The sequence below is a fragment of the Paenarthrobacter sp. NPDC058040 genome (assembly GCF_042885775.1).
Lineage (GTDB): Bacteria > Actinomycetota > Actinomycetes > Actinomycetales > Micrococcaceae > Arthrobacter.
The window spans coordinates 15,790-30,765 of sequence record NZ_JBHVRN010000017.1 but is presented as its reverse complement, the minus strand read 5'-3'; the positions used below and the strand labels follow the sequence as shown (position 1 = coordinate 30,765).

19 protein-coding genes are annotated in these 14,976 nt (G+C 64.3%); 11 read left to right on the top strand and 8 right to left on the bottom strand.

Annotation, left to right across the window (positions count from 1 at the left end; genetic code table 11):
* The first annotated feature begins 94 nt into the window (after nucleotides 1-94).
* The 8 genes from ACFVSJ_RS20940 to ACFVSJ_RS20905 all read left to right on the top strand — a co-directional run bounded on the left by ACFVSJ_RS20940 (nucleotide 95) and on the right by ACFVSJ_RS20905 (nucleotide 5,108).
* A complete protein-coding gene (locus ACFVSJ_RS20940) occupies nucleotides 95-1,552 on the top strand; it encodes an FAD-binding oxidoreductase (protein ID WP_387439005.1) in 1,458 nt (485 codons plus the stop codon).
* 9 nt (nucleotides 1,553-1,561) lie between these two features.
* Complete coding sequence (locus ACFVSJ_RS20935) at nucleotides 1,562-1,732, top strand: hypothetical protein (RefSeq protein WP_387439004.1); 171 nt, start codon at nucleotides 1,562-1,564, stop codon at nucleotides 1,730-1,732.
* Between the two features lie 97 nt (nucleotides 1,733-1,829).
* Nucleotides 1,830-2,831 carry a dihydroxyacetone kinase subunit DhaK gene (gene dhaK, locus ACFVSJ_RS20930; protein WP_387439003.1) on the top strand — a complete coding sequence of 334 codons (1,002 nt, stop codon included), beginning with the start codon at nucleotides 1,830-1,832 and terminating at the stop codon, nucleotides 2,829-2,831.
* Nucleotides 2,832-2,833: 2 nt separating this feature from the next.
* Nucleotides 2,834-3,478 (top strand): dihydroxyacetone kinase subunit DhaL, encoded by a 645-nt coding sequence (dhaL, locus tag ACFVSJ_RS20925; protein ID WP_387439002.1) that lies wholly within the window; start codon nucleotides 2,834-2,836, stop codon nucleotides 3,476-3,478.
* On the top strand, nucleotides 3,475-4,146 hold the full coding sequence (gene dhaM, locus ACFVSJ_RS20920; RefSeq protein WP_387439001.1) for a dihydroxyacetone kinase phosphoryl donor subunit DhaM: 672 nt from the start codon (nucleotides 3,475-3,477) through the stop codon (nucleotides 4,144-4,146). Before dhaL ends, dhaM begins: the two co-directional genes overlap by 4 nt.
* 76 nt (nucleotides 4,147-4,222) lie before the next feature.
* Nucleotides 4,223-4,399, top strand: a complete 177-nt coding sequence (locus ACFVSJ_RS20915) for a CsbD family protein (protein WP_387439000.1) — start codon at nucleotides 4,223-4,225, stop codon at nucleotides 4,397-4,399.
* 82 nt (nucleotides 4,400-4,481) lie between these two features.
* The gene (locus ACFVSJ_RS20910) at nucleotides 4,482-4,742 is read left to right on the top strand and encodes a DUF4235 domain-containing protein (protein WP_387438999.1); all 261 of its coding nucleotides are present in this window, start codon (nucleotides 4,482-4,484) and stop codon (nucleotides 4,740-4,742) included.
* Between the two features lie 3 nt (nucleotides 4,743-4,745).
* Nucleotides 4,746-5,108 (top strand): VOC family protein, encoded by a 363-nt coding sequence (locus tag ACFVSJ_RS20905; RefSeq protein ID WP_387438998.1) that lies wholly within the window; start codon nucleotides 4,746-4,748, stop codon nucleotides 5,106-5,108.
* 56 nt (nucleotides 5,109-5,164) lie between these two features.
* On the opposite strand, the gene ACFVSJ_RS20900 is transcribed toward ACFVSJ_RS20905, so the two are convergent.
* Nucleotides 5,165-5,677, bottom strand: coding sequence for a VOC family protein (locus tag ACFVSJ_RS20900; protein WP_387438997.1), 513 nt, complete (start codon nucleotides 5,675-5,677; stop codon nucleotides 5,165-5,167).
* A 70-nt stretch (nucleotides 5,678-5,747) separates the two neighbouring features.
* On the opposite strand from ACFVSJ_RS20900, the gene ACFVSJ_RS20895 reads away from it, so the two are divergent.
* Nucleotides 5,748-6,548, top strand: a complete 801-nt coding sequence (locus ACFVSJ_RS20895; RefSeq protein WP_387438996.1) for a helix-turn-helix domain-containing protein — start codon at nucleotides 5,748-5,750, stop codon at nucleotides 6,546-6,548.
* A 3-nt stretch (nucleotides 6,549-6,551) separates the two neighbouring features.
* Here ACFVSJ_RS20895 and ACFVSJ_RS20890 read toward each other — a convergent pair whose 3' ends face one another.
* The 3 genes from ACFVSJ_RS20890 to ACFVSJ_RS20880 form a co-directional block, all read right to left on the bottom strand.
* A complete protein-coding gene (locus ACFVSJ_RS20890; protein WP_387438995.1) occupies nucleotides 6,552-7,067 on the bottom strand; it encodes a hypothetical protein in 516 nt (171 codons plus the stop codon).
* An 85-nt stretch (nucleotides 7,068-7,152) separates the two neighbouring features.
* Complete coding sequence (locus tag ACFVSJ_RS20885; RefSeq protein ID WP_387438994.1) at nucleotides 7,153-7,635, bottom strand: hypothetical protein; 483 nt, start codon at nucleotides 7,633-7,635, stop codon at nucleotides 7,153-7,155.
* Nucleotides 7,636-7,659: 24 nt separating this feature from the next.
* Nucleotides 7,660-8,610, bottom strand: coding sequence for an A/G-specific adenine glycosylase (locus ACFVSJ_RS20880; protein ID WP_387438993.1), 951 nt, complete (start codon nucleotides 8,608-8,610; stop codon nucleotides 7,660-7,662).
* Between the two features lie 127 nt (nucleotides 8,611-8,737).
* Between ACFVSJ_RS20880 and ACFVSJ_RS20875 the strand changes: the two genes are divergently transcribed.
* Nucleotides 8,738-9,406 (top strand): hypothetical protein, encoded by a 669-nt coding sequence (locus tag ACFVSJ_RS20875; RefSeq protein ID WP_387438992.1) that lies wholly within the window; start codon nucleotides 8,738-8,740, stop codon nucleotides 9,404-9,406.
* 39 nt (nucleotides 9,407-9,445) lie between these two features.
* Here ACFVSJ_RS20875 and disA read toward each other — a convergent pair whose 3' ends face one another.
* Nucleotides 9,446-10,522 (bottom strand): DNA integrity scanning diadenylate cyclase DisA, encoded by a 1,077-nt coding sequence (disA, locus tag ACFVSJ_RS20870; RefSeq protein WP_387438991.1) that lies wholly within the window; start codon nucleotides 10,520-10,522, stop codon nucleotides 9,446-9,448.
* Between the two features lie 334 nt (nucleotides 10,523-10,856).
* Between disA and ACFVSJ_RS20865 the strand changes: the two genes are divergently transcribed.
* Nucleotides 10,857-11,480, top strand: a complete 624-nt coding sequence (locus ACFVSJ_RS20865; RefSeq protein ID WP_387438990.1) for a hypothetical protein — start codon at nucleotides 10,857-10,859, stop codon at nucleotides 11,478-11,480.
* 9 nt (nucleotides 11,481-11,489) lie between these two features.
* On the opposite strand, the gene ACFVSJ_RS20860 is transcribed toward ACFVSJ_RS20865, so the two are convergent.
* The 3 genes from ACFVSJ_RS20860 to radA form a co-directional block, all read right to left on the bottom strand.
* Nucleotides 11,490-12,113 (bottom strand): Pr6Pr family membrane protein, encoded by a 624-nt coding sequence (locus tag ACFVSJ_RS20860; RefSeq protein WP_387438989.1) that lies wholly within the window; start codon nucleotides 12,111-12,113, stop codon nucleotides 11,490-11,492.
* Between the two features lie 56 nt (nucleotides 12,114-12,169).
* Nucleotides 12,170-13,417 (bottom strand): glycoside hydrolase family 26 protein, encoded by a 1,248-nt coding sequence (locus ACFVSJ_RS20855; RefSeq protein ID WP_387439085.1) that lies wholly within the window; start codon nucleotides 13,415-13,417, stop codon nucleotides 12,170-12,172.
* Nucleotides 13,418-13,494: 77 nt separating this feature from the next.
* Nucleotides 13,495-14,868, bottom strand: coding sequence for a DNA repair protein RadA (gene radA / locus ACFVSJ_RS20850; RefSeq protein ID WP_387438988.1), 1,374 nt, complete (start codon nucleotides 14,866-14,868; stop codon nucleotides 13,495-13,497).
* Nucleotides 14,869-14,976: the final 108 nt, after the last annotated feature.

The following is a 14,976-nucleotide window of genomic DNA, read 5'->3' as shown; positions in this document are numbered from 1 at the left end:
GATTTAAACTCCCTTTTCTTATCTAAAGTTGATGGATAAACTGGTTGAGGCTTGCTGGGGAGCTTCCGCCACATCGGTTCATCGAGAGAAGATCATGCAGTCCCACGCGTCCTTTTCAGGCATTTCAAGCATTTCAGAACTCCAACTCAGCGTGCGCGGTCCCGTGTTCACGCCTGCGGATCCAGGCTTCGCTCAAGACGTAGCGGCCTTCAACCTTTCCACTCAGCACCAGCCGGATGTTGCTTTCGGCGCCCTCGACGCAGAGGACGTTTCGGCAGCTGTTAAGTGGGCTGCGGAGCGGGGAATGCCCGTCGCAGTCCAGTCCACCGGGCACGGTGCCACCAACGCAATTGAGGGCGGCCTGCTCATCAGCACCCGCCGCATGCTGGAACTCAGCATCGACCCCGTCGAGAAAACCGCCCGCGTCGGTGCGGGTGTCCGCTGGAAGGCGGTGGTGGACCTCGCCGCCACCTTTGGCCTCATGGGCCTCTGCGGTTCCACAACGGACGTCGGCGTGGTGGGTTACACGCTGGGCGGCGGACTTCCGATCATGGGCCGTAAATACGGCTTCGCCTCGGACCACGTCATCGCGTTCGAACTCGTCACCGCAGACGGAACACAACGCCGCGTCACCAAGGACGAAGACCCCGAACTCTTTTTCCTCCTTCGCGGCGGAAAAGGAAACCTCGGCATTGTCACGGCCATGGAATTCCACCTTTTCCCAAGCCAGGACATCTTTGCCGGCGGGCTTTACTTTCCCGGCGAACATGCCGCCACCGTGCTCCAGCAGTTCAGCGAATGGGTCCCGACGCTCCCAACTGAAGCATCGGCGTCGTTGGCTTTCCTTCGCTTGCCCGAGATGGACATCATCCCCGAACCCCTGCGCGGCAAGTTCGTTGTCCACCTCCGGTACGCCTATCAAGGCGACACAACCAGGGCCAGGAACCTGTTGGAGCCCATGCGGCACTGCGCGCCCTTCATGATGGACGGAACCGGGCCCCTGGAATCCACACAGTTCGACACCATCCACCAGGACCCGGACCAGCCAGTGCCGGTGCGCGAGCGGGGATTCCTGCTTGATCGCCTGGACGACCCCGCCAAGGAAGCCATCCTGCGGCACTTTGGGCACGGCGTCGAAAGTCCCGTCCTGCTCGCCGAGATCCGCTTGCTGGGCGGCGCGCTTGCCCAGTGCGCCGACGGTGAGGACAGCGTAAGTGGCCGCGATGCGGCGTTCAGTTTCTTCATGGCCGGCATGGCCGTCCCGCCTCTCGCGGAGCTGCTTCCCCTGGTGTACGACGCGGTTCGCGAGGACCTGCGCGACGCCTCCACGGGCGGTACTTTCGTGAACCTGCACGGTCACTTCGTAGACGCGGAGGACCGTGAGAAGGCGTGGGGTCCAACAGTCCGCGAGAGGTTGCGCAAAGCGAAGGCGGAACTGGATCCGAAGAACATGTTCAGCTTTGGGCACGTGGTGGGGCTTCCGGTGATCGACCAGACCGTCCTCCTCGACGACGTTGTCACTGCCGGCGGCGACGCCGTGCTGAGCAACTAGGGCCGCGCCATGTTTCCCGATTTCTCGGCGTTCCAGATCGATATTCCACACGGTTCCTGGCCGCACGACGCGGAGTGGTCCGGGGCAGGGCACCCGCACCACGAGCTCTATGGCGACTTCTGGCCGGACGTCCAGGTCAGCCGAGAAGAATCCGCGCAAACTGCCGTGGAAAACGGCTAAGAGAAGTCAAGCAAGAGGGCGCTCCCGGGCCTACCGTGGTCCCTGCCGCCGGTAGTAGGGTCAGAGCACCACACCACCGCAGGCCCAGGAGCATCCCATGAAAAAGCTCATCAATGATCCACGCGCCGTGGTGGACGAATCCGTCGAGGGTTTCGGCATGGCCCATGCCGACCTGGTGGACGTCCACCCCGACCCGAAATTCGTCGTCCGCAAAGGTGCGCCGGTAGCGGGCAAGGTCGCCCTCGTTTCCGGCGGCGGCAGCGGCCACGAACCCCTCCACGCAGGGTTTGTCGGCCTGGGCATGCTGGACGCAGCTGTCCCCGGAGCCGTTTTTACCTCACCCACCCCGGACCAGATCATTCCGGCCACCACGGCAGTCGACTCAGGTGCCGGCGTCGTACATATCGTGAAGAACTACACCGGTGACGTCCTCAACTTTGAAACCGCAGCGGAGATGGCCCAGGCCGAAGGCGTGGCCGTCCGCTCGGTGCTGGTGAACGACGACGTCGCCGTGGAGGACTCGCTGTACACGGCGGGGCGGCGCGGGGTTGGCGGTACGGTCCTGGTGGAGAAGATCGCAGGGGCGGCGGCCGAGCGCGGAGACGACCTTGATGCCGTGGCCGGGATCGCCGAACGCGTGGTTGCCAACGTCCGCACCATGGGCGTTGCCCTCTCGGGCTGCACCGTTCCGCACGCGGGAACGCCGAGCTTTGAACTGGCCGACGACGAGATCGAAATCGGCATCGGCATCCACGGCGAACCGGGACGCCACAGGATTGCCATGGAAGGTGCGGACGCCATCACGGATCGCCTGCTCGAGCCCGTCCTGGAGGACCTGTCCATCACCTCGGGGGACAAGGTGCTGCTGTTCGTTAACGGCATGGGCGGCACCCCGCTGAGCGAGCTGTACATCGTCTACCGCCGGGCGGCGAACGTGCTGGCGGAGAAGGGCGCCACCGTTGAGCGACCCCTGGTGGGCAACTATGTCACCTCCCTGGAGATGCAGGGTTGTTCCGTTTCGGTGCTGCGCCTTGACGACGAAATGACCACCCTCTGGGACGCTCCCGTCCACACTGCGGCCCTCCGCTGGGGAGTGTGACCATGGGATTGGGCGTTGATTGGGCCGTGAACTGGCTGAAACTCTCGGCCGAGGCCATGGCAGAACACCGCACCGAATTGATCGAACTGGACCGGGCCATCGGCGACTCGGACCATGGCGAGAACATGGACCGCGGTTTCCAGGCCGTGCTGCAGAAGCTCGATGAAGCTCCTCCGGAAACACCCGGGGCCGCCCTGAAAGCCACGGCGATGGCCCTCATGTCCAAGGTGGGCGGTGCGGCCGGGCCCCTCTACGGGACGGCATACCTTCGGGCCGCGACGGCATTGGGCGACGCTATTGACATCGACGCCGACGCTTTGGTGGCCGCCTTGGCTGCGGCCCGGGACGGCGTGGTTGCCCGAGGCAAGGCCGAGCCGGGCGACAAGACCATGATCGATGCCTGGACACCGGCAGTGGAGGCGGCGCAGAAGGTGGCCGCTGACGGAGGCGACGCGCTCGCGGCATTGGAGGCCGCCGCCGATGCTGCCGAATCCGGCGCCGAGGCCACGGAACCTTTGGTGGCCCGCAAAGGCCGGGCCAGCTACCTGGGCGACCGCAGTGCGGGCCACCGGGATCCCGGTGCCCAGTCCACTGCGCTGCTGCTTCGGGCCGCCGCGGTGGCGGCGAAACAGGGCACGGCCGCATGACGGTTGGGATCGTGGTGGTCTCGCACAGCAGCAAGATCGCCGAGGGTGCGGTGGAACTCGCCGCCCAGATGGCGCCCGACGTCGGACTCGTCGCCGCTGGGGGAACCGACGACGGGCGGATCGGCACCAGCCTCGAGAAGGTGCTTGCCGCCGTTGAGCAGTCCCTCGCGGAGGCGGGCGGCGACGGCGTGGTGGTGCTGACCGACCTGGGGTCGGCGGTGATGACGGCGGAGTCCGCCGTCGAATTCGCCAGCGAGCCCGACGCCGTGCGTCTGGCCGACGCGCCGTTGGTGGAGGGGCTCGTGGCTGCAGCCGTAGCTGCCCAAGGTGGTGCCGCCGTCGACGATGTCCGGAAGGCTGCGGAGGCCGCTGGGGGAGTGGCGGCGACCGTACCGGCAGAGTTGGGTGAACCGGATGCCGCAGCGGAATTCGAACTCATCAATCCCATGGGTATCCACGCCCGTCCGGCCGCCAAGATCGCGGGCGGGCTGTCCGGCCTGGATGCGGAAGTGACCATCAACGGCGTCGACGGTGCCTCGATGATGGAACTCATGGCGCTCGCCGCCGGACAGGGCTCAAGACTCCGCGTCGAGGCCCGCGGGACGGACGCGCAGAAGGCCGTTGACTACGTTGGCAGGCTCGTGGCCGAGGGCTTTGGGGAGCTTTAAATCTACCCAAAATATTGCTAAGTATGCTGATTAGTGATGAGGTAGAGGTACAAGTTCACTACGAAAGAGGTGCAACATGGGTGCTGACGACAAAGCACAGAACACTGGTGAAAAGATCGCGGGCAAGGCCAAGGAAGCAGCTGGGAAGGTGACTGACAACGAGCGCCTTGAAGCCGAAGGCAAGGGCGAGCAAGCCAAGGCCGATCTCAAGAACGCCGGCGAGAAGGTAAAGGACGCCTTCAAGAACGACTAGGAATCCAGGCGGGGCCGCTGTTGTGTGCAGCGGCCCTGCTTTGTTTCTGCACGGTGATGATCTTCGAACCGGAGGGGATTTTGTGAACTTACTGGTGAAATTGTTCGGCCTGGCGGTGAGCCTCGGGGCCGGTGTGTTGGCGAACAAGACCCTTGAAGGACTGTGGGAAAAGAAGACCGGGAAACCGGCGCCCAAGGACGGCACCAACCTGGACGATTCCCTTCCCGGCGTGCTCGTTTTTGCGGTGGTTTCCGCCGCGGTTGGCGCCGTGGTGCACGTCCTGACCCAACGGGGCACCAAGAGTGCCTTGGACCGCATGAAGAAGACTGCAGACGAGGTGTAGCGAATGGCTATTGCAAAGTACCCCAGCGTCGTCATCGATTGTCCTGATGCCCCGGCTTTGGCTGCCTTCTATGGGGAGTTGCTGGGTTGGCAGGTTTCGAGGGAGGAAGGGGACTGGATGGATGTCCGCCCCGCCGATGGCAGCAACTGCATCTCCTTCCAGCAGGTGGAGGTCTACCAGCCACCCGTGTGGCCCGGGCAGACCATTCCCCAGCAAATGCACTTCGACGTGATCGTGGAAGACCTCGATGAGGCTGAGAAGGCCGTGCTGGCCATTGGTGCCACGAAGCACGACCACCAGCCTGGTGAAACCTTCAGGGTTTTCCTGGACCCGGCAGGGCATCCGTTCTGTTTGTGCGTTTCGTAGCGTAGAAAATGCCCGGCGCCGCTCTGGTGGCGCCGGGCATTTCCGCGTTCGGGGTCCTAGCCCTGCTGCGCCGCCCATTCCTCCACGCGGCGGTTGCTCTCCTCTTCGGAGAGGTCTTCCACGCGCGTCATGATGGACCAACGCACGCCGAACGGATCCCGGATGCTGGCGTAGCGGTCACCCGAGACGAACGTGCTGAGGGTCTCGCGCACGGTGGCTCCGGCCTTTTCGGCACGTCGCACCAAGGCATCGGCGTCTTCGCAGTAGAGCCCCATGGAGTAGCAGTCGTCTTCGCCCTCCGGCGCGGGCACCAGGTGGTAGTCGGGGCTCGGCTCGCCGAGCTGCAGGTGCCCGTTGCCGAAATCGAGTTCGGCGTGGACCACCACCCCGCCCATCTCCGTGGCGCCCACAATGCGCGCGCCGAACACCTCCCGGTAGAAGTCGATCGCTTCCTTGGCGTTCTTGACGGCCAGGAACGGCGTGAGGCTGGTCAGGCCCCTGGGAACTCCGTGAACCGTGTGCTCTCCATGGGCGGCCGTGGTGGACTCGGTGCTTGTAGTATCTGTCATGTCCACGACGCTACGCGCTGGTCCCGCAGCAGCGCTTGGAGATTCGCGACAGTCTTTCACAAGGGTGGGTATGGAGAATTCGTTCAAGGGAATCCTGTACCCCGCGCGGCTGCCAACGTTCAACCGCCTCCCGGCGCCTTCTTCGGTGGAGCACCTGGTCCAGTGGTTCTGGATCCCCGAGTGGGACATCGAACCCGGCAGGACCTCGCGGCAACACCTCATCGCCTACCCGGCTTCCAACCTGGTGGTCCAGGCGGGCGGAGTGTCGTTCTCCGGTCCCACCACCCGGGCTGCACACCGGGATCTGGCAGGTAAGGGCTGGGCTGTGGGCGCCTTGCTGCGTCCCGCCGCGATCCCGCTCTTCACGTCGGATCCAGCGAGCCTGCGGGACGCCGAAGTGGACTTCCCGGCTGCGGAATTGCTGGCCGCGGTTTCGGCGGCAATGTCACCTGTGGGTACGCACGACGGCGGCACCCGTCGAGCGCAGGCAGTGGACGCCTTTACCGGGTGGCTGGCTTCCCTCGCAGGCCCCACCTTGTCCGAGGAGGCGGCGTTGGCCAACCGGATGATGGAGCTCCTGTCCACCGATCCTGCCTTGGTCCGCGTGGAGGACGCGGCTTCCGCTCTGGCAGTTTCACCACGGACTTTGCAGCGTGTGGCCAAGAAGTACATCGGCCTCAGCCCGGCGGCGCTGATCCGCCGTCGTCGTCTCCAGGACGCAGCCGAGCGGGCGCGCCTGGATGCTTCAGCGGATCTGGCAGCGATAGCTGCCGAACTCGGCTACGCGGACCATGCCCACCTGACAAACGACTTCCAGAAGTACTTGGGATTTACGCCGAGTACATACCGCCGGGCGGTTGGCGGGGGTTAGGTGCTACCACCCAGCAGGCTGGCACCCTTCGGCCATCACTTCCACTGGCTTGGGACCCGGCCGTTGTTGCGCATCGAGATAAACCCTGTAGGAAACGACGTTCGCCCCAGTCGGCCCGGCGTCGCATTCGCAGTTGTAAACGTGCTGCATCCAGGAATTGCCGAACAGCGCCCGCGTCCAGGCTTCGCACTCCGCCGTCGAGAGCTTCGCCGGGAGTCCGCTCTCTTCGTGGTGGGCCACAACGGACAGGGTAAGGCACGTGCCGGCTGGTGCACGGCCGAGGGTGAACCATCCGAATTCGGCGGTTTCCGCGACCATCGTCAGCTTGACGGTACGGTCTTCCATGGCTGCCGTGGGTCCGAAGCGATATTGCCTGCGGCCCGGATTCAAGGGCCCGGACTCTGACACCATGCCGGTCAGGAAGTCCCGCAGTTCAAAGCCGTGTGTTCGTTGGATCTTTGCGGTCAGTTCCGCAACAGACGCCGCTTGTGCCGAGAGCACATCGACGGGACTTTCCACACCGCGCACGACGCCTCCCCAACGTTAATCACCCGGCCACGAGCGACACTACCCAAGGAGGAGTTAATTTGCCATAGGGATGCGACTATTCCTGCTTCAAGCCCACATCATCCAAGCGAAGGCTGGCCGTAACGAACCTCTGGCACTGCTCCCCGAACGGATAGTTGCCCTTGGGCGTGAAGGTCAGGGTCCTGGTGGGGAGCGCGGAGCCGGACGGCGATGTCCCGCTCACGGTTGCTTCCATGGGCGTTTCAGAAAGGGCGGGCAACTCCAGCAGGCCGCGCACCGTGCCATCGTAGGTGGGCGTCGCGGAGCACACGCCTTCCTCGTTGCACCCTTGGTCCACGGCAACTGTCCCGGGGTACAGCTCCAAGTCGCCCTCCGTGCATGTTCCCTCTTGGCAGGCCTTGAGATGCAGGGTGCCAACGGACGACGAGTACCACCCCGCAACTGTCACGGACACTCCCGTGACCTGCCCCATCGCAGGGCAAGCAACGGCTTCCGGAAAGCAGCCGGGCAGCACCGCCGTGGTTCCTGCAAGCGTCAGCGCCAACGCAATCTTCCCCATGGCTTCAGGGTAGAACGCGTCGCCCTACGCGGGAAGCCGCAGCCCGCCGTCGTGCATTTCCGCCAAGCCGTCCCGCAGCAAGCCGTCCAGCGCGCGCTCAAGCTGTTCCGGCGCCGAGTTGAGCCGGTGCAGCGCGGCCAGCGGGATTCCGACGCCGGATGGCGCGAACCCGAGGTCCGCTGGCGCCTGTTCGAACATCTCCCGCGGCACGGGGGAGGCGGCCTCGCGGAGGACCGCAATCACGGCACCCCGGACCTGCCGGTCAGTGCCGTGCCACGCCTGACCCTTGGGGACGTACGACGGCGGCGGCTCACCGGCCGCGAGCCAGGCGCAGCTTTGGCGGACGGGACAGTCAGCGCACTTGGGACTGCGGGCCGTGCACACCATCGCGCCGAGCTCCATCACGGAAGCGTTCCAGCGAACGGACAGTGTGTGGTCCTCGGGGAGCAGGGCGTCGGCCATGCGCATCTCTGCGGCCGTCAGTGTGGGAGCGGGAAGGGCATGGCCCGAAAACAGCCGGGCATGGACGCGCCGGATGTTTGTGTCCACCACCGTCTCGCGGCGCCCGAAAGCGAAAGCGGCGACTGCGGCGGCCGTGTAATTGCCGACGCCAGGCAACTCCAGCAGTCCGGGATAGTTGTCCGGCACCTCGCCGTGGTGGTTGTCCCGGATGGCGACGGCGGCTGCGTGCAAGCGGAGGGCCCGGCGTGGATACCCCAGCCTTCCCCAGTGTCGTACGGCCTCGCCCGAGGGCTCGTTGGCAAGGTCTGACGGAGTTGGCCATCGCTCCATCCAGTCACGCCATACGGGCAGGACGCGGACCACGGGAGTCTGCTGGAGCATGACTTCGCTGACCAGGATTCCCCAGGGACTGCAATCCGGCTCCCGCCATGGGAGGTCCCGCGCGGTCCGGGCAAACCACTGGTCCAAAGTGTCGTGGAGCTGCGTCAGATGCTCGGTGTTCTGGAGTGCCATGCTGCCCTCTACTTTAGTGGACACCCCGCGTGTGTTTGCCTGCTCTGGGGTTCATGGCGGACGTCACATTGCCGGTCGGCGGCGTGGTGGTGGGGTCCTCGGACGGCCCGACGCCTAGCCTAGAATCATGGCCACCCAGGGTAAGCAGCAGTCGTCCGCGCGCTCAACTGCGCCGACGCAAAAGCGGCGCCCGAGCCCTGCCGTGTACCGCCGTCGTCGTCTGGTGGTGCTGATCGGGTTGCTGGTGGTCATCGCTCTGATGGTTGCCGGGATCTCCGCGATCACGCGGGCCTTGGCCGGGAGTGGCGAGCCCGAGGCCGTGAGCACCCCTCCCGCCACAACGGCCCCCACCGCAGTCAGCACGCCGTCCGTCGGCGCCACGACGCCGTCGGCATCGCCCACGCCCGTTTGCGACTTCAACCTGATGACCGTGGCCGCGAAAACGGACAAGCCCGCCTACGCCGCCGAGGAAATTCCCTTGCTCACCATGACCATCACCAATGGCGGTTCGGCGCCGTGCGAGGTCAACGTGGGCACATCGCAAATGGAGTACGTGATCATGAGCGGCGCCGACCGGATCTTCTCCTCGAAGGACTGCCAGACCGGCGGCGTGGACCTCATCAAGACCATCCAACCGGGCAAGAGCGAAACCGCGAACTTCCCGTGGCAACGCAACCGGACGCTGGAAGGCTGCGGCGCCATCAACGCGAAGCCAGGAGCCGGCGGGGCCTACTACACGTTCGAGGCGCGGCTGGGGAACAAGGCGAGCCCCAAGGCAGTGTTCCAGCTGAGCTGATGCTGCACGGGTGAGCGACTTTCGACGGCGGTGGTCGCCTTAGAGGAAGCGGTCCAGGAGGCTCGCTTCGGCCATGCGGCTGAGCCCCTCGCGGACTGTTCGGGCGCGCTGGTCGCCGATGCCGTCCACGGTCATGAGGTCGTCGATGGTTGCCGCCATGAGGTTCTGGAGGCCACCGAAGTAGTCCACCAAACGGTCTGCCACAGCTTTGGGGACCGACTTGAGGCCCGACAAGAGGCGGTAGCCACGTGGCTGGACTACGGCGTCGAGCTGCTCAACCCCACCGGCGAAACCGATGATGTGGGCAATCTTGCTCAGGTCGATGAGCTCCGTGGGGCCGAGGTTGAGCAGGGCCTGCACGGCCTCTTCGATGTCCTCGGGGGTGGCATCCGGGTCTGAGTAATCGCGGATGATGACATCGCTGCCCGGTCCGCGGCCGGTGGTCAGTTCCTCGAGCTGCAGGGACAAGAGGCGGCCGTCTTCGCCGAGTTCCAGGACGTACTGGGCAATTTCTTCGGAAATACGGCGCACCATCTCCTGGCGCTGCAGCGTTACGGCGACGTCCCTGACGGTGACCAGGGCTTCGATTTCCAAGGCAGAGAGGGAGCTGGTGACTTGGTCCAGCCTGGCACTGTACCGCTCCAGGGTTGCGAGGGCCTGATTGGCGCGGGCCAATACCTTCTCGGAACCTTCCAGGACGTGGCGGAGTCCGTTCACGTAGAGCGCGATGATCTGCATGGACTGGCTGACCGAGATCACCGGAACACCGGTCTGGATGGCGACGCGCTCGGCCGTGCGGTGGCGGGTACCTGATTCCTGCGTCTCGATGCTGGAATCCGGAACGAGCTGCACGGCCGCCTTGATGATGTTGCTGGCGTCCTTGTCGCAGACGATCGCGCCGTCCATCTTGGCGAGCTCGCGCAGACGCGTGGGGGAGAACTCAATGCCAATCTCGAACCCGCCCGAACAGATCGAGTCGATGGTGCGGTCCGATCCCAGCACGATCAACGCGCCGGTGCGGCCGCGGAGAATACGTTCCAGGCCGTCACGCAAAGGCGTTCCGGGTGCGACTCTGGCCAGAGTCGCCTTGAGCGATTCTTCCGGGCTCCGGGCCATGGGGTTTCCCTTCGAAGGTGCAAGCCTCGGCTCACAGACAAGCTGAATCCGGCATCAGCGGGCCCTGGCGAAAAATGCCCTTCTGACGACAAGCACCATGATATGGCTTCCGAGCACCATTAACCGCACCAGCAAGCCCCAAAGTGGGTCATTTGGAGAGCTCTGACGGGGAGCGGAAGTCGTATTTCAGCCACCACGGTCGGGACCCATTTTCCCTGCTCATCGACGGCTCGTTCATGGGTATCGATGTTTGGAGGCGTAATCAGGAAATTTCCGGCGTCCATTAGTGTAATTGCGGTGGGCATCGGCCCGTTGCGTCGAAAAAGGAAAAATAGTGGCGAGACCTGTTCCCGAACCTGCGGCATTCCCGGCCTTGCGGCCGGGTGAGGACGAGCGTGACTGGGAGCGTCGTGCGCGTCCCTTCGTACGCGCACACGCCCCAAAGCCGGAAAACCCGAGGCTTCGCTCGATCTTCTATGGTTTCAAAGCACGGAAGCTGGCGCCCACGTTGCTTCTTCTTCTGGGTCTCATCTGTTTGTTGGTGGGCAGCAGTTCACTGGCCAGCTCAGCTTCGCTGTTCGGGGACTCAGCAGTGGTTGGAACCTTGCCGGTGAGCTCCATCAGGCATGACGCAAACGGCAAGGATGTCGCAGCCAACGTACTGATTGGGGGCGAAGAGGTACGCGTGGAGTTCTCAGGAACCGTGAGCCATCCCATTGGCGAACCTATCGCTGTGAGGTACGTCGAGGGAGACAACCCCCGGGCAATCGTGGCGAGTGTTGGCCGGGAAAAGTTTGAGGGATCGCAATGGATCTTGATCGCGATCGGGTTGGGCGTGTTGGCAGTCGTCGCTTGTTGGCGTCCGTTTTTCCGCCGAATGGCCGTCCGGAAATACATGCCGGATGCCCTTGCCGCCCTGAAAGCTGGCAGTCCGTTTCCCGATCGAGTGGATTACTAGGCCTGCTGGCTAATAGTCCACTTGGCGCTTCAGCCTGTTGCCGAGCCACAGCATCGCGAGGCTGACAATGAGGAAGCCTATGGCGATAGCGATCGCGTACACCACCACGCCGCCCCAGCCGCCGGCGCGGTCCGGGTTGATGAACCAGTACGGATACCAGTTCACGATTGATCCGCGGATCAGGCTGTACGTCAGATACGCGATGGGGTACAGCAGCCAGTACCAAATGTGCCGCGGTTGCAGCGTGGCCCGCGGGGGTTGGAAAAGCCAGTCCGCCACCATGACTACCGGGATTAGATAGTGGACCACAAAGTTCACCCACGGCACCATGGACCCCAGGTCTTCGCCCGCGAGCAAGGCGCCAAAGACGATGCCCACAACGGCCATGGCGATCGTCGCCGTGCCGCGAGTGACGTCGTCCGCTTCGCTGGGCCGTTTCCGGATGAGCACGCGGTAACCGCTGATGAGGAGCACCAACGCGGCGAAGATGTTGGACAAGTTGGTGAAATAGCTGAAGAAGTTCCAGACGTCGTAACCCAGGCCGATGTGGACCACAAGCTGTGTCCCCACAGCCACCAAGGTCAACAGGCCGAAGAAAAAGCGTCCCCCAATAAGTGCAGCCCTTTTAGTCATGACACTCATCCTTGCTGAACGCGCAGGTGAAGGGCGCCTCGACACCCCGGCAGTCTTTACGGTTGGGGTTGGCAGGATTGGTCCGGTCCGTACCGGAACCAGTCCGGCAGCGCGGCGGTGAAGGCTTCCCGGACTGCTGGGGTGTTGGTGATGGTCCAGTCCACGCGGCCCTTGACCTCTACCTCGTTCTTGTCCCACTCGAACCAGTTGACCATCTTCAGCTGCGGGAATTGCTGATGGACCGAGGGGTCAAAGAGCTGGTTCCACCAGGCCTGTTTGATGGCCAGCTCTTGCTCGCCCCCGGCGGCCGGCGCGAACAACGCCGCAGTTTCCGGGATGGCAACGGGCTTCCCGTGCTGCTGCCCGTAGACGCTGTAGAAGTCGGGAAGAAGACTGTCGTCACCGTTGGCGCCGTTGTAGGTACCGGTGAGTTGCTCTGCGAACTTGTTGGGCTCCGGCAGCTCATTCTCGCCCCAGGGGTACCTCGCTCCCCAGTGGTACAAGGACATGCCGACCCAGTCCACAGCCTCATCCCCCGGGTAGTACGGAGCATACGCGTCGTCCTGCATGGTCAGGGCACCGTCGCCGTTGGTGTCCAGGGCTGCGAACTCGGCGGTACCGGGCTTCGCCTCGTACGTGCCGCCCGCGAACGGGTAGCCGCCGCCGTAGTTCGGAGCCCACATCATGGCCGAACCCGGGGCCAGGGTGTGCACGGCATTGGCCAGGGTCTGGAACGCTGCGATGTACTTTTGGGGCTGCTGGGACCACGCGTACCAAGAGCCGTTCATTTCGTGCGCGAAACGGACGATGACCGGGACGCCCTCCTTGTTGTAACGGTCCAGGTCCTTCGCGAATGCAGTGGCCGTTTCCTCGGTGACAGTGGACAGCCCATCCGCCGGCTCCAGCGTCAGCAGCATCATGCGACCGTCGGCACGGATCTGCTGGACGGCCTGTTCGAGGTCTTCCTCGTCCTTGGACGTGAGGGGGAATCCTGTGAAGGACACATTGACGGCTGGTTTGTGGCCGAGGTCCTTGGCGAAAGTAGCGAGGGGTTTGGAATGCCAGTCCAGGTTCACGCCAAAAAGAGTTCCGTCAGCAGGGACCAGCCCTGCGCGGGGCACTACTTCACAGGCAGGCAAAGTGGGGGCGGTCTGCGATTGTTTCTCCGCCAGTCCGTTCGCGAAGTTCACGCCGGCAATGCCGAGCACCACCAGGCCGATAATGACGGGCAGGGTGAAGGCCCGCCACAGTTCAGCGCGGTTTTCCTTGCGGGACTCAGGGCTGTCCACGGATTGTTCCCCCACTACAAACACCAGGCCTTCCTGAACTGCAGTTTTGTTCCATCCTAGAGACGCCGGTGACTTGGCTCAATCGTGAAGCGTCACGTGATCAGCAGTTCCAAAGCCTCCGCGAGATGCCCTACTTCCCGTACGGAGAAGCCATCCGGGATGACGCCGGCGCCCGCGGGACTGGCGGGAACGATCGCGTGGGTGAATCCCAAGCGATGGGCTTCCTGGATTCGTTGGTTGATACCCGGCACGGGCCGCACTTCACCGGCGAGGCCAACCTCACCAAAGGCAATGAGCCGCTGGGGGAGTGCCTTTCGGGACTTGGCCGAAGCCACAGCCAGGGCCACAGCCAAGTCCGTGGCCGGTTCGGTGAGCTTCACGCCGCCCACGGTGGCGACGTAGGAGTCGTCCTTGTGCAGCATGCAACCGGCCCGCTGTTGCAGGACGGCAAGGAGCATGGCCACCCTGGAGCTCTCAAGACCGCTGGTGGCGCGCCTCGGCTGCGCATTCGCGCTTTCCGCCAACAGGGACTGCACCTCGGCCAGCAGGGGTCGGCGGCCCTCCATGGTCACCGTGATACAGGTGCCCGAGACCGGCTCGCGTGTCCGCGAGACGAAGAGCCCGCTGGGATCGGCGAGGCCTTCGATTCCGGCTTCGTTCAGGTCAAAGCAGCCGACGTCGTCCGTGGCGCCGTAGCGGTTCTTGACGGCGCGGAGCAGCCTCAACCGGGAATGGCGCTCGCCTTCAAACTGGCACACTACGTCAACCAGGTGCTCGAGCAGGCGGGGCCCGGCGATGGTGCCTTCCTTGGTCACGTGGCCCACCAGGAGCGTGGTCATGTTGCGCCGTTTGGCAGCGGCAATGATCGAAGCCGCGACCTCACGGACTTGCGAGACGCCACCGGCGCTGCCTTCGACGTCGGCGCTGCTGAGCGTCTGCACGGAGTCGACAATGAGGAGTTTCGGCTCGAGCTTCTCCACCTGCCCGAGCGCTTGACCCAGGTCCGTTTCGGCCGACAGGTACAGCGTGTGGGCGACGGCATCGATGCGTTCGGCACGCAGCTTGACCTGCGCTGCCGACTCCTCGCCCGTGACATACAGGACATCCTGCCCCGTGCGCGCGAACTTCGCGGCAACGTCCAGCAAGAGCGTGGATTTTCCGACGCCGGGCTCCCCGGCCAGCAGGATCACGGCGCCAGGGACAAGCCCACCGCCCAATACGCGGTCGAGTTCGTCCACCCCTGTGGGCAGGAAGGCCGCCGTCGTTCCGTCCACCTCGGCAATCCGGCGGGCGGGCTCCAAAACCGTGGCAGCCGCCGTCGTACGCGCAACAGTGGCGCCGTACTCCTCAACGGTGCCCCACGCCTGGCATTCGCCGCAGCGTCCCACCCACTTGATGGCTGTCCAGCCGCATTCGGCACATTTGTACGCAGGGGTTTTGGAAGTGCGGGAGGTCTTGGAAGCCATGGATCCAAGGTTAGCGGTGAGGACTGACAGGATTCGGCAGCCCCGATTCGATGACTAGCTGCGCATTCGATGGTTGGAACGTCTAACCCGCAGCGAGTCGTCGAAATG